Below are 12,493 nucleotides of genomic sequence, written 5' to 3' on the forward strand. Positions count from 1 at the left end.
ACGACCCGTTCGACCACGACCCGTTCAACCACGACAAGGAGACCATCCGAATGAGCCAACAAGACACGCTGAAAAACAAAACCATCGCCTTTCTCGTCACCGACGGCTTCGAGCAGGTCGAATTCACCGAGCCCTGGAAGGCGATCAAGCAGGCCGGTGCCCAGGTGCACTTGGTGTCTCTGGAAAAGGGCAAAGTCCAGGGAGTGCATCACGACGAAAAGGGGGATCAGTTCGACGTCGACAAAGTGGTCGGTGAGGTTTCGGCCGAACAGTACGATGGTCTGGTCCTGCCCGGTGGCGTCTTCAATCCCGATGCCCTGCGGATGAACGACGAAGCCGTGGATTTTGTCCGCGACTTTTTTAAACAGCACAAACCCGTGGCCGCCATCTGTCATGGCCCCTGGGTATTGATCGAAGCCGGAGTGGTGGAAGGACGGCGGATGACCAGTTGGCCCAGCCTCAAGACCGACCTGAAAAATGCCGGCGCCCACTGGGTGGACGAAGAATGCGTCTGCGACGAAGGACTGGTCACCAGTCGGCGGCCCGACGACCTGCCGGCGTTCTGTGCGAAAGCCGTCGAGGAGTTCGCCGAAGGCAAACACGCCGACCAAACGGTGTGAACCGCGGCTAGCCGTTCGCCAGGTGTTCGTCGCTCTGGATCGGCGAAGCCATTTCGCGGAGCCGTACGTTCGACGCGACGGCGGTTCCGCTTTCCACGCTGATGCCTACCGCACCGCAGCGAAATTCCTGATCCGCCAACGTCAGCACCACGCACTGCTCGACGCTCAGTTCCAGGTAACTGCCGTAGGCAATCAGCTGCAGTTCCGCCTTGGCATCGGGACTGGCTCGCCAGTAACCGGACTGCAGGCTGCGAAACTGCATCATGTTCTCGCCGCTGCCGTCCGGGCCGGTACCCCAGGCGCGGGCCTGGGCGACGCCTTTAAACAGATCCAGCGAGAAGTAGTACCCGTCGTGGGTCTCGCGATTGACGCGAAACACCAACCCACACTTTCCATCGGTCCGCATCTGCAGCGTCAGGTTGAATTTGAAACAGTCCAGGTCTTCGTCGAAGGCGAACACCTGAAAGCCCGCATGGTTGGTCAGTTCCAGACAACCGTCGCGGAGGATCACACAGTTGCCGTCGGCCGAATCCTTGATCGGGCAAACCTGATGCGGGTCGAGAGCATGCCCCTTCAGGTCCTGAAAACCTTCGAAGGAGCGGACCGCCAAGTGGCCATTGTCCAGCCGTTCGATCCGCTTGGGCGGTGGCATCAAATTCATCGCCGTGCGATCCGGCCCGCCGGGGGTGTAGAAACTGAACAGCAACCAGCCCTTGTCGTCGTGGCAGATCCGTCCGGCATAGTTGCCGCCGGGCAGCAACACGTTGTCGGAGTAGCTGTGCCACGGCAAGTCGACTTCGGTGGTGTGCCAGTAACGAACCTTGGCGTCCTCGCGAATGCTGCCGACTAGGTAATAGTCACCATCGATGCGTATCAGGTTGGGAACCTCGACGTCGTCGTACAAACCGGGGTGGTGCAGGGGAGGCAGCGAGGAAAAATGACCCGGTTCGGTTTCTTCCATCACGGCCACACAGCCGCGTCGTACCACCGGACCTTGGTTCACGCGGCCGGCGGCCAACAGAAAACCGCGGCCGTTGTCGCGATAGTAAAAGGGGTCTCGAAACGATACCCAGTGGCGGCCCTCGTCGGTGCTGGATTCGTAGTACGCGGGATCGGGCTCCAGCGGAAAGCAACTGTCCGGGTCGTAGGCGAACGGCGGCTGAGGCGGCCGGCCGGGCAAGTCGTACGGCAGTTCACTGCGGCGGTCGACCCAGCGGACCGCGACCTTCTTCCAGCGATACAAATCGTTGCTCTCGGCCAACCCGATCCGCTGCTTCTTGCCGTGATCGCGGCGCGACAGCCCGGTGTAAAACATCCGCCACCAACCCTTGCGGAAGGGATCCTCGGTGACGTGCGTGGTCCACAGCATCGAATCGTCGAAAGAACCCGGGTCGCCCAGGTGCAGGGCGTTCTCAACCCGCCGCCAACTGAAGCAATCGTTGCTGACCGCATGGGCGACGAAGTCGTGGTTGGGCAGCACGAGATGGAACAGGTGGTAAATGCCATCGTGAAAATAGACATCGACATCGCCGAGCGTCTTGCGGCCGCCGGTGGATTCCGAGTACATGGCGCGGTGGTGCGAAAAAGGAGGAGCAGATAAGGAAGCGGGACTCCCGCACGTGCGAAGTCGCACGGTGCGGTAGCGTTACGTTCGATCTTCGCGGTCGAGTGTGGTGGACGCGTCGGACCCGTCGGACGCGTCGGGCGCGTCGGACCCGTCGGACGTGTCAGGAATGTCGGACCCGTCGGGCGTGCCTGGGGTGTCGGACCCGTCGGGCATGTTGGACGGGTTGGACGGGGACCGATCGGTTATCTTCAGCCCCTGTTTCTTGGCGCGATCCTCCCAGCGTTGGCGAGCGACTTTTTGCATGTCCGCATGGGCGTCATGTTCGTCGATGATCTCCATGCCCAGCAGGGTTTCGACGATGTCCTCCAGGGTAACGATGCCTTCCATGCCGCCATAATCGTCGGTCACCATGGCGATGTGTTCGCGTTGGTTCAGGAGGACTTCGAAGGCGGTGGCGATCGAGTCGTTTTCGCGGAGGGCGCTGATCGGCCGAGCCAGTTCGCCCAGCGTCTTCTGGTCGTCGCCCGACAACGTGGTCACCAAGCAGTCGCTCTTGAGAACAAAGCCGCGGATCTGATCCAGGGAACCGTCGTAGACGGGGATGCGAGAAACCGGCAGGGTGGAAAGCCGCTCGCTGAACTCTGCCAGCGTCAGGGTCTGGTCGGCCGCGATCACCACCGTTCGGGGTGTCATCACGTCTTCGACCAAGATCGAATCCAACTGCAACAGGTTTCGCATCACTCGCGATTCCCTCGCCTTGAGGATCCCTTGTTGGCTGCCCAGTTCGGTCATCGCCGCCACTTCCGCTCGGGTAACCAGCTGTCCATGTTGGCCGCTGGACAGCAGCCGCGTGAGCACCTCGCTGAGCCAGACCAGGGGCAACATCAGATACACCAGGCCCTCCACCAAGACGGCCACCGGCGCGGCCAAGCGTCGCCAGTGCAGGGCACCGATGGTTTTGGGAATGATCTCGCTGAGCACCAGGATCAACAACGTCAGGACCGCGCTGGTCACCCCCACGTATCCGCTGCCCCAGACCTTCGCCGCCTGCGCTCCAACGCCCGCCGCACCGACCGTGTGGGCGATCGTGTTCAGGCTGAGGATCGCCGCCAAGGGGCGGTCGATGTTCTCCTTCAAGCGAATGATCCGATTGGCCGAGCGTGTCGGGTCCCGCCGCCGCTCGGCCAGATAGCTGGGCGTGATCGACAACAAGACCGCTTCGGCGATCGAGCACAAGAAAGAAAACCCAATGGCGATCAGAAGGTAAATGACGAGCAGTACTTCGTCCAACGCGATGTCTCCGGCAGTGGTGGCGAGCTGTGCTGAGGATCTACAGAGAAACCGAAGAATCGATCTTCGTGGAAACGGGCAACTTCATCATACCGGGAAATCTTTCCCGGTAGACGCCGCAGTACCGCTCCTATCGGCATTTGGCGGCCCTGCACTTTTACTGGGGCGGTTCTTCCTTCTGGTCCGGACGCAACGTCGGCAGTTGTTCGTGCCGCGTCGGGGTGATCCCGCCGGGATGCTCCACGTAGATTTTCTCCCCGCATTTGGGGCAGGCGGGGCTGCGATCGTCGACCTCAAAGCCGCAGTTGGGGCAGGCCGTGTGGTTCAGGGGCACGTGTTGGTCCCGCTGGGGGCCGCGATCGGGCCGGGGCGTGGGTTGCGAAGGCGATTCGGACATGTCTTAACGCAGCAAAGAGGAAGGCGAAGGTTGAAAGCGATGTCCGGCTTTGTGAAGCAAGCTTTACGCCAGTTGCACTTCGATCGACTCAAATATCGCGTTTTTTTTTGTCGGCCGCTCCAGGCGTCGGGATCGGGCCGGGCCGCCGGGTGCGGCTTGCAGCAAACCTGGCCCGCGATTTGCTCGTCCTTGCCACTGCACGGGCGTGGTCGTTCTCGCCTGCCCTCGGTTTTTCCTCCCGCGATCCCTTCACGGTTCAAGCCCCTTTCACGGTTCAAGCCCCTTACACAGTTCAGACGCATGGCTCAGAAATTTCAAGTCAACCAGTACGTCCAGTGGAATTACGGCCAGGGGACGGCCAGCGGGCAGATCAAAGAGGCGTTCAAGGATAAAGTCACGCGGACGCTGCAGGGCAGCGAAGTGACTCGCAACGCGACCGACGAGGAGCCGGCGTATTTGATCCAGCAGGAGGACGGCGCCGAAGTGCTCAAGAGCGAAAGCGAATTGAGCAAAGCTTCGGGCGATTAGCACGACAATCGATAGCCTCCGCGAGGCGATCGAAAAGACCGGCGATCTGGACCCGGTTACCGAAGACCTGTTGATCGCGGTCACCGGGCCTCTGGAAAAGCATCTCTGGATGGTCCAGGCCCAGGAAGTCTAAGACGCCCCCTTTGTGGCATAGGCTTCCAGCCTGTGGAGAGCCGCTGGAAGCCGATGCCACTTAGACGGTTGCGGATCCGCCGCGGACGTCGTGAAACGGCAACTGGCGGCCGGCCAGCAGGCGTTCCAGGGACAGCGTCCCCAGCCCGGCTCGGACCACTTCGCTGAGGTCCCGTTTGTGGACGATTCCAATGACCACGCCTCCGCTGGCGACCAGGAACTCCTCGACCGGCGCCGAAGCCAGCCAGCTGAGCACATGCCGGGCGTTCCAGGCTGCACTGACGACCGGCAGCGAACGCAGCGGCGCCGAGCCGCCCGCGGGCTGATGGCTTGCCGTCTGTGAACCCCAGCCCTGCGAGGCTGGATGATGGCCCGCTGGATGATGGCCCGCTGGATCCGAGGGGCTGGCATACGGGTCCGTCGCGGCTGGCTGTGACCAGGTTGCACCCGCGGGCCCCGCCGCGGTCTCCGCGGTCTGCGGGGGCCAAGCGGATGCGGCGCGGTCCTGTTGCCGAACCATCATGACTTCGCCGCGAGCGGCCAAGAACACGAAGCCGGCCAACAGCACGAGCACAAAGTTGCCGCTGAACAGTCCCAGCAGGGCCAGTCCGATCGCGGCGACTTGGCCCACCCCCGCGGCAGCTCGTGTCGCCGCCGCATAGGGCAACACCATCGCCAACACAGCGCGCAGCACCCGGCCGCCGTCCATCGGAAAGGCAGGCAGCATATTAAAGACCACCAGTGCCACGTTCACCCACGCCAACTGGGTCAGAAAGGACGCCACGGCCACGGGCAGCGCTGCTACGACTGGCGGTAACGCCAAGGCGACGAACAGTCCAGCGGCGATGACGACGTTGACCGCCGGGCCCGCCACCGCGATCGCCAGCTCCTGCAGCGGGCTGCGCGGCATCCGCTCCAGCCGAGCCACCCCGCCGATCGGCAGCAACGTAATGTCGCGGGTGGGGATTCCAAACTGGCGAGCCGTCAGGGCGTGGCCGTATTCGTGCAGCACCACGCAGCCAAAAATAGCTAGCAACAGCAGGACTGCCACGCTGGCAGCAACCACGCCGCTGCCAGCGACCAGGCTGGAGAAATAGATATACAGTGGCAGCAGCAGGAACGTCCAGTGAATACGGACATCGATCCCTGCAAAGCGGCCGAGATTCCACGAACCAAACATCTCAATACTCCTTGGTAATTCAGAGACTGCCAGGAGTATTGCATAAGTCGTGCCACAGCCGTTATGGCAGCAGCAATCCGCTGCCAACCCGTGGGATGCGGGTCGCTTGCCAGCCGAACCGTCCACCGGGGGCGACGGTGGATTTATTCTTCGCGTTTGATCACGCCAAACGCGACCCGGGCACCCGCATCGCCGGCGGGCTGAGTGAATTTGTCCTCGCCCGCATGAATGACCAAGGCTCGGCCCACGATCGAATGTTCTCCGTCCAAACGGATGACGTCGTCTTGCAGGTCGATCGTGGCGATGCCTTCGTCGTTGGCGTTGATATTGCCCAGGTCACCCACGTGTCGCTCTTGGTCCTCCGGTTTACCGTGAGGCTGATCGGTAGGATTGTAGTGGCCACCGACGCTCTGGCCTTTTTCCTTGTCGGACAGGTCGCCTTTTTCATGGACGTGAAAACCGTGCAGGCCCGGCGTCAACCCGGTGACTTCGCCGTGCACGTGGACGGTGTCTCCGGTTTGCGTGAACCGGACCGAACCCTTGACCTTGCTGTCACCAACCGGTTCGAGCACAGCCAGCGCTTCGATCGGTTCGGCCTCGCCGTCGCTATCCACATCGACGCCGGCGTTGGAACTTGGAGCGGGATCCATGTCCACCTCGGGATCGGCCAGCTCCGGGTCCACCGGCGCCGGGGTAACGACCGGTGTCTCGTCGCGACCCTCACACCCCAGGCCAAGACCCAACAACGGGAGCAGCAATAGCAGCGGCGAGCACAACAAACGGGAAGCGGGTGCCATCTTCATGGATCGATCCTTAGGTTCGGAGACAGACTGGGTTCAAAGACATACGGAAACGTCAGTTTTGAAAGCTTTCGGCCGCAAACCACATGCCACAATTGCTCGCCAACACACCCCGGCGCCGGCGTCGCGGCCAGTTGATTAAATCGCGCGTATCCGGGGACTCGCCGGCCCCGGCAGGGGCTGTGCCGCCCTTCGGGCTAAGAACCCGCGTGGGGGTTGTCCGCTCGGACACCAAGAGTTAGATCGGCAGCGGCACGCAAACAATCCATGCCGCAACAATCGTCCCGACCGCAGAACCAGCCCGAAGGGCGACACAGCCCCTGCCGGCGGTGTCAACCGCCGGTCTGCATTGCCCAAACAAACAAAAGCCCCGGAGGGGCGACAGGGGTGCGCGCAAGCTGGGTCGCCCTGCAGGCTAGCGAGTCCTTGCGCTCAGCACCCGAAATATCGTTTTCGGGCCCGACTAGCAGCAGGAGCCGCTTGAGGTAGTCCTTCGCATACGGATCTGTGCCGCAGTCGTCCCTGCCGCGATGCCTGACGCCAGCCCTTTCCCGAATTCTCGTTGTTAAGGAGTAAGCTAACGCTCATTGCTCAGGGTTGACCCGCTCATCAAAGAAGCCTGGCCCCTTTGATCCGTCTGGCCCCTTTGATCCGTCTCCTGTGACGTAAACGTCGGCGGTGACTATCGCCGCGGAGCTTGCGACGGTGAGACGCTCGATCGACTCTGAATCCTTATTGGTTTGATGGTATTATGTTGGACGTTGGCGGCCCCCGTGCCGACACCACCTCAAACATTTTCCTCTCCTGATACAGCGAGCGAGAGACGTTATGGGTAGGCGTACATATTGGATTGCTTGGAACGGTGCGTGGGTCGCAGCGTTGGCGTTGCTGGGGGCGACGCTGGATGCTCAAGAGCCGTCGCAGGGCCCGCGCCAGCCTGGCTCGGCGGCGGACGGCGATCGCAAACCGAACATCGTGTTGGTCTTTATCGACGACATGGGCTGGGGCGACTTCTCCTGCTTCGGCAACCCCGATGCCGAGACGCCTCAGATCGATCGGATGGCGGCCGAAGGGCTGGCCTTTGAGCAGTTCTATGTCAATTCGCCCATCTGTTCGCCCTCGCGAGTGGCGATTTCCACCGGCCAGTATCCGCAGCGCTGGAACATCACGTCGTTTTTGAATAACCGCAAAAGCAATCGCCAGCGCGGCATGGCCCAGTGGCTCGATCCGGCGGCCCCGATGCTCGCTCGCACGCTGCAGCAGGCCGGTTACGCGACCGGGCACTTTGGCAAATGGCACATGGGAGGTCAGCGCGACGTCGACGACGCTCCGCCGATCTCGCGGTACGGGTTCGATGCGTCGCTGACCAATTTCGAAGGCATGGGCGCCAAGCTACTGCCGTTGACCATGGATGAAAACGGCAAGGTAGGCCGGATCTGGCAACGGGCCGAGATCTTGGGCGGTCCGGTCACCTGGATGCAGCGGAGCGAGATCACCACGGGATTTGTCGATGCGGCCGTGGAATTCATGCAGCAGGCTCGCCAGAGCGAGCAGCCGTTCTATGTGAACGTCTGGCCCGACGACGTGCACAGTCCGTTCTGGCCGCCGGCCGAGGAGTACGGCGTAGCCAAGGAGGCCGGTAAACGAGGGCTTTATCTGGCGGTTCTGGAAGCGATGGACCGCCAGCTGGGCCGCTTGTTCGACTTCGTCCGCGACGATCCCCGGCTGCGCGAGAACACCATTATCCTGATCTGTTCTGATAACGGACCCGAGCGAGGTGCCGGGCAGGCCGGGCCCTTCCGCGGATTCAAGGCCCAGTTGTACGAAGGCGGCATCCGCTCGTCCTTGATCGTCTGGGCGCCTGGCTGGATGCCGGAGGCGGCACGTGGGACCCGCAATGCTCAGTCGGTATTGGCCGCCTTTGATCTGGTTCCCTCCCTGATCGAAATCGCCGGAGTCGATCCTCCGGCGCAGCCGCCATCGGCCTTCGGTCGCACCCAGGGGGCGACGCCGTACGATGGCCAGTCGCTGGCCGAGACGCTGTTGGGCCAAGCCACCCGCTCACGCTCCGGCCCCCTGTTCTTTAGCCGTCCACCGGACCGCAAGCAGTTTTATGGCGAGTCGAATCTGCCCGATCTGGCGGTCCGGGACGGCAAGTGGAAGCTGCTGTGCGACTACGACGGCAGCGGTGCGCAGCTGTACAACCTGGACGCGGACCCCGGAGAGAGCGAGAATCTGGCGGCAAAGCACCCCGAGCGAGCTGGACACTTGGTCGATTTGGTGACCGCCTGGTACGAGCAGACCCTGGGCTCGGCCGTCCGCTAATCGGCCTGTCGATTCGCAATGCGTTTTCGAATACATCGGCCGTCCACTAATCGTACCGGCCCAGCCGCGGTGCTGGCCCAGCCGCGGAGTGACCAGGGAGTGCGGGGCGGCGGCGGTTTCGCGTACGCGAATCCGGTTTCAGAGATGACGCAAAACTCAGAGAGAGCGCAAAAAAACGGCCGCCGTGACCGGGGCAGTGATCACGGCAGCCTAGCACGTTCGGCCAGGGGCAACTGGACCAAACGGCGTTCGCACAAAGACGAAAGATAAAAGTGGGTGTGGAAAAATCTCCCGCACCACAGCAGCCATTCTAACTGCGGATGGTTCCGTGGGAATCCCCCCAACTAGGCCTTGCAGCCGCCGACGGAAAGTAGGTTCGGTTGAATGCGCCGGCGGCCCGATTGGAATTCTATTTGCGTCCAAAGTCTGCGGGAATTTCCCCCCAGCGTTTGGTTTCCCATTTCAGCAGCGGATTTTGCCAGTGGTGTTCGGCCAGCCATTTCTCGGCCCGAGCGATCAAGCGAAACAGTTGTTGGTTGTTCTTGGTCTGCGGCAGCTTGGTTTTGCAGCGACCGTTCTTGGCCCAGCTGATCCCGATTCGCGAGTCGGAATAGATCGGGGTGTCGCCCAGTTGGCCGTGGTCCAACAGGGCCAGGGCGTGCACGATGGCCAGGAATTCGCCGATGTTGACCGTCCCTTCGGGGTAGGGGCCGCGGTGGAACAGGTTGATTCCCGAAGCCAGTTCCACGCCCTGGTATTCCAGTTCGCCGGGGTTGCCCTTGCAGGCGGCGTCAACACACCAAGCGGTCATGTCGACGCCCAGGTCGGCCAGTTCCTCGCGATCGCGGACCGGCGTCTTGGGCTTGCTGCGGCCGGCAGGGTTCTTGCCCCAGTAGGCTTCGGAGCCTTCCGCGTAGGCCTTTTCGGCCGCGGCGAGGCTGGGAAAGGATTTGTAGCGGGCTTCGGAAAAACCATTGATCTCTCGCTGGCAGGCGTCCCAGGTTCGATACACGCCCGGGGTGTGTCCCTGCCAGACGACGTAGAATTTCGGTTTTTTCTTGGCCATGTGATCGATCGTGTGCGACGGTTTGGTGTGGGCCCAGAGCCTACGGGGCGGAGGCCAGCGGAGCAACGGCAGGCGGCTTTCGACGCCAGGCGGACTGGAAAAAACGCTCCTTTTTCGCTAAACAAACGGTCCTGCGATCCGACCTTCTTCCTCTCTTTTCAGATCGATTCCCTATGGCAGGCCATTCCAAGTGGGCGAATATCCAACACCGCAAGAGCCGCGTTGATTCGGCTCGGGCGAGGGTTTGGAGCAAGTTGAGCAAGGCCATCATCGTGGCGGCACAGATGGGCGGCGGCGATCCGGACGCCAATCTGCGGCTCCGCAAAGCCATCGACGATGCCAAAGCGGTCAGCATGCCCAAGGACAATATCAACCGCGCGATCAAACGCGGCACGGGCGAACTGGGCGGTGGCCCGGTCGAAGAGCTGCTGTACGAGGGATACGGACCGGCCGGCGTCGCCGTGATGTGCGTGATCATGACCGACAACCGCAACCGCACCGCCCCCGAACTCCGCTCGCTGTTCTCCAAGTTCGGCGGCAACCTGGGCAGCACCGGGTGCGTGTCCTACCTGTTCGACCGCAAAGGACTGATTCAGTTCGACGCCGAGAAGTACGACGAGGAAATGATCACCGAGATTGCGCTCGAAAACGGTGGCGAAGACGTGGCCGAGTCCGATGGCCAGCTGGAAGTCACCTGCGATCCCGAAAGCTTTCAGCAGCTCTTCGACGCCTTCAAGGAGCGGGAGCTGGAGATGCTGTACAGCGAGGTCACCCAGATTCCGCAGACCACCGTCGACGTCGAACCCGCCGACGCCAAGCAGGCGCTGCGGTTGCTCGAAGCGCTCGACGATCACGACGATGTGCAAACCGTCAGCACGAACCTGAACATCACCGACGAAGCCCTCAGCGAAGACGCCTAAGTGGCATAGGCTTCCAGCCTGTGAAAGAAATCCCCACCCCGCCACTACGGATCAACCGCCGGGATCCGGTTCAGCGTGTAGTAGGCATCGGTGTGCAGCAGCGGATGCCCCTGGCCATCGCGCACGCCGGCGGCCACCAGTTCGTGAACGTAGAGCTCGCGCAGGCCCTCGATCCGCAGTCGCACGCGGCGGCCATCGGGACTGACCACCGCGGACTGGATCGCCAAGGGCCGGGCGTCGATCTCGTCGCTGCCGTAGGCCGAGTGGTACTGGTAGGTAAAGCTGCGAAGCGCGTACGAGGCGGGGTCGGCGGCGGTTGCGGGATCGACCGGCCGGGTGAACACCAATTCAAAGCCGTCGGGCCGGGCCTGCATCTCGAGAATCTCGAACGGCGTCTTGCCGGTCCAGACCAACCGCTGCAGCCCGTAGGACGCCCTGCCCAGGCTGCTCCAGCCGCGATTGGTCAGGCCCACGAATACGCTGCCGTCGGTGCCTTGGGCCAACCGCAGTACGGCCGAGGCCAGAGGGCTGCGGAAGGGAAAGCACGCGCCCTGATACTGGCCGTCGACCTGTTCCAAAAAGACGCGGTTGATGCCCGCCAACGTGAACTCGCCCACAAACAACTGACCGGCGAACGGGCCGAAACGCCCCTCGCTGGCGTCCAACATGATGTCGGTGGCCGACTGGCCCATCTTCTTGTACGGAAACCAAACCGCCGGCGGGACCAACTGGGGAAAGCGTGAGAGCGCTTCGGGGAAGGGCAGGCCATTGGGCACGGCGGCCACATCCTTCAGCGGCGAACCCGGCTGCTCGGCCGACGCCAACGCGTCGGCATGATGAAAGAACGCGCGCTCGCGCATGTGATGCAGCGTCCCGGCGCCGACCCAATTGCCTTGTTGATCGGTGTAAAACATGTCGCCCGCCGCGTTCGCGCCCAGGCCCGAGGGAGAACGCATTCCCGCGCACACCGGAACCAGGTCGCCAGCGTCGTCGATCCGCAGTCCCCAGCCGCGCCACAGTCCCTGGCGATAACCCAGTTCGGGGTGCTGGACCGTGTGGTCGAGTTGTTCGCCCTTGAGCCCCAGACCGATGTTCAGCGTGACCCACAACCGGCCTTGGCCATCCAGCTTGGGCCCGTAGGCGTACTCGTGGTAGTGGCCGGTGACGCCCCAGCCCTTGGCCACGGTGTCGTAGCGGTCGGCCGTGCCGTCGCCGTCGGTGTCGGTGATCCGCGTCAGTTCGCTGCGCTGGGCCGTGTACAGGCTGCCCTCGTGCCACAGCAACCCCAGCGGTTCATGCAGGGCGGTGGCAAAGCGGTGGTAGGTCACCTCCGCCGGCGGGTCGTCGTAGACGCCGTCGAGGATCCAGATTTCGCCTTTGCGGATTGCGACGGCAACCCGGCGGTCGTCCAGCACCGCGATCCCGCTGACCTCCAGCGGCAACCCGTCGGGGGCCGGTTGCCACGTCTTCGACCGCGACTCGGTGGCCGTCTCGGCGACGGCAACCGAAATCACGCGGTAGTAGTCCGCTTCGCTGCCCTGGCCGCGAGCGGTGGCGGGGATGGCGAGGGCGGCGAAGAGGATCAAGGGAAGGTGGTGGCGGAGCATGGTTGTTGGTTGTTGGTTGTTGGTTGTTGGTTGTTGGTTGTTGGTTGTTGGTTGTTGGTTG

At 62.7% G+C, this 12,493-nt stretch carries 11 protein-coding genes; 4 read left to right on the forward strand and 7 right to left on the reverse strand.

Annotation, left to right across the window (positions count from 1 at the left end):
• Positions 1 to 50: 50 nt before the first annotated feature.
• Positions 51 to 620 carry a type 1 glutamine amidotransferase domain-containing protein gene (locus tag GE027_RS09120; protein WP_153556881.1) on the forward strand — a complete coding sequence of 190 codons (570 nt, stop codon included), beginning with the start codon at positions 51 to 53 and terminating at the stop codon, positions 618 to 620.
• A 7-nt stretch (positions 621 to 627) separates the two neighbouring features.
• Here the strand turns inward: GE027_RS09120 and GE027_RS09125 are convergent, their stop codons facing one another.
• The 3 genes from GE027_RS09125 to GE027_RS09135 all read right to left on the reverse strand — a co-directional run bounded on the left by GE027_RS09125 (position 628) and on the right by GE027_RS09135 (position 3,874).
• Positions 628 to 2,187, reverse strand: a complete 1,560-nt coding sequence (locus tag GE027_RS09125; RefSeq protein WP_153556882.1) for a glycoside hydrolase family protein — start codon at positions 2,185 to 2,187, stop codon at positions 628 to 630.
• Positions 2,188 to 2,265: 78 nt separating this feature from the next.
• Positions 2,266 to 3,477, reverse strand: coding sequence for a CNNM domain-containing protein (locus tag GE027_RS09130; protein WP_153556883.1), 1,212 nt, complete (start codon positions 3,475 to 3,477; stop codon positions 2,266 to 2,268).
• A gap of 157 nt (positions 3,478 to 3,634) precedes the next feature.
• On the reverse strand, positions 3,635 to 3,874 hold the full coding sequence (locus GE027_RS09135) for a zinc ribbon domain-containing protein (protein WP_153556884.1): 240 nt from the start codon (positions 3,872 to 3,874) through the stop codon (positions 3,635 to 3,637).
• Positions 3,875 to 4,174: 300 nt separating this feature from the next.
• On the opposite strand from GE027_RS09135, the gene GE027_RS09140 reads away from it, so the two are divergent.
• On the forward strand, positions 4,175 to 4,402 hold the full coding sequence (locus tag GE027_RS09140) for a hypervirulence associated TUDOR domain-containing protein (RefSeq protein WP_153556885.1): 228 nt from the start codon (positions 4,175 to 4,177) through the stop codon (positions 4,400 to 4,402).
• 193 nt (positions 4,403 to 4,595) lie between these two features.
• Here GE027_RS09140 and GE027_RS09150 read toward each other — a convergent pair whose 3' ends face one another.
• Both GE027_RS09150 and GE027_RS09155 read right to left on the reverse strand, forming a co-directional pair.
• On the reverse strand, positions 4,596 to 5,714 hold the full coding sequence (locus GE027_RS09150) for a site-2 protease family protein (protein WP_153556886.1): 1,119 nt from the start codon (positions 5,712 to 5,714) through the stop codon (positions 4,596 to 4,598).
• Between the two features lie 143 nt (positions 5,715 to 5,857).
• Entirely contained in the window at positions 5,858 to 6,517 is a 660-nt protein-coding gene (locus GE027_RS09155) for a superoxide dismutase family protein (protein WP_237607415.1), read from the reverse strand.
• Positions 6,518 to 7,342: 825 nt separating this feature from the next.
• On the opposite strand from GE027_RS09155, the gene GE027_RS09160 reads away from it, so the two are divergent.
• On the forward strand, positions 7,343 to 8,839 hold the full coding sequence (locus GE027_RS09160; RefSeq protein WP_153556887.1) for a sulfatase family protein: 1,497 nt from the start codon (positions 7,343 to 7,345) through the stop codon (positions 8,837 to 8,839).
• Positions 8,840 to 9,248: 409 nt separating this feature from the next.
• On the opposite strand, the gene GE027_RS09165 is transcribed toward GE027_RS09160, so the two are convergent.
• Positions 9,249 to 9,905, reverse strand: coding sequence for a ribonuclease H1 domain-containing protein (locus GE027_RS09165; RefSeq protein WP_153556888.1), 657 nt, complete (start codon positions 9,903 to 9,905; stop codon positions 9,249 to 9,251).
• Between the two features lie 173 nt (positions 9,906 to 10,078).
• Here GE027_RS09165 and GE027_RS09170 point away from each other — a divergent pair, with 173 nt between their 5' ends.
• Positions 10,079 to 10,825 (forward strand): YebC/PmpR family DNA-binding transcriptional regulator, encoded by a 747-nt coding sequence (locus tag GE027_RS09170; protein WP_153556889.1) that lies wholly within the window; start codon positions 10,079 to 10,081, stop codon positions 10,823 to 10,825.
• A 44-nt stretch (positions 10,826 to 10,869) separates the two neighbouring features.
• Here GE027_RS09170 and GE027_RS09175 read toward each other — a convergent pair whose 3' ends face one another.
• Positions 10,870 to 12,432, reverse strand: a complete 1,563-nt coding sequence (locus GE027_RS09175) for a hypothetical protein (RefSeq protein ID WP_237607417.1) — start codon at positions 12,430 to 12,432, stop codon at positions 10,870 to 10,872.
• Positions 12,433 to 12,493: the final 61 nt, after the last annotated feature.

The organism is Roseimaritima sediminicola (assembly GCF_009618275.1).
GTDB lineage: Bacteria > Planctomycetota > Planctomycetia > Pirellulales > Pirellulaceae > Roseimaritima > Roseimaritima sediminicola.

Excerpts from the sequence above, each read along its gene's own strand:
- GE027_RS09120 (WP_153556881.1), top strand. The coding sequence starts at position 51 with ATGAGCCAACAAGACACGCTGAAAAACAAAACCATCGCCTTTCTCGTC.
- GE027_RS09125 (WP_153556882.1), bottom strand. The coding sequence starts at position 2,187 with ATGTACTCGGAATCCACCGGCGGCCGCAAGACGCTCGGCGATGTCGAT.
- GE027_RS09135 (WP_153556884.1), bottom strand. The coding sequence starts at position 3,874 with ATGTCCGAATCGCCTTCGCAACCCACGCCCCGGCCCGATCGCGGCCCC.
- GE027_RS09140 (WP_153556885.1), top strand. The coding sequence starts at position 4,175 with ATGGCTCAGAAATTTCAAGTCAACCAGTACGTCCAGTGGAATTACGGC.
- GE027_RS09150 (WP_153556886.1), bottom strand. The coding sequence starts at position 5,714 with ATGTTTGGTTCGTGGAATCTCGGCCGCTTTGCAGGGATCGATGTCCGT.
- GE027_RS09155 (WP_237607415.1), bottom strand. The coding sequence starts at position 6,517 with ATGAAGATGGCACCCGCTTCCCGTTTGTTGTGCTCGCCGCTGCTATTG.
- GE027_RS09160 (WP_153556887.1), top strand. The coding sequence starts at position 7,343 with ATGGGTAGGCGTACATATTGGATTGCTTGGAACGGTGCGTGGGTCGCA.
- GE027_RS09165 (WP_153556888.1), bottom strand. The coding sequence starts at position 9,905 with ATGGCCAAGAAAAAACCGAAATTCTACGTCGTCTGGCAGGGACACACC.
- GE027_RS09170 (WP_153556889.1), top strand. The coding sequence starts at position 10,079 with ATGGCAGGCCATTCCAAGTGGGCGAATATCCAACACCGCAAGAGCCGC.
- GE027_RS09175 (WP_237607417.1), bottom strand. The coding sequence starts at position 12,432 with ATGCTCCGCCACCACCTTCCCTTGATCCTCTTCGCCGCCCTCGCCATC.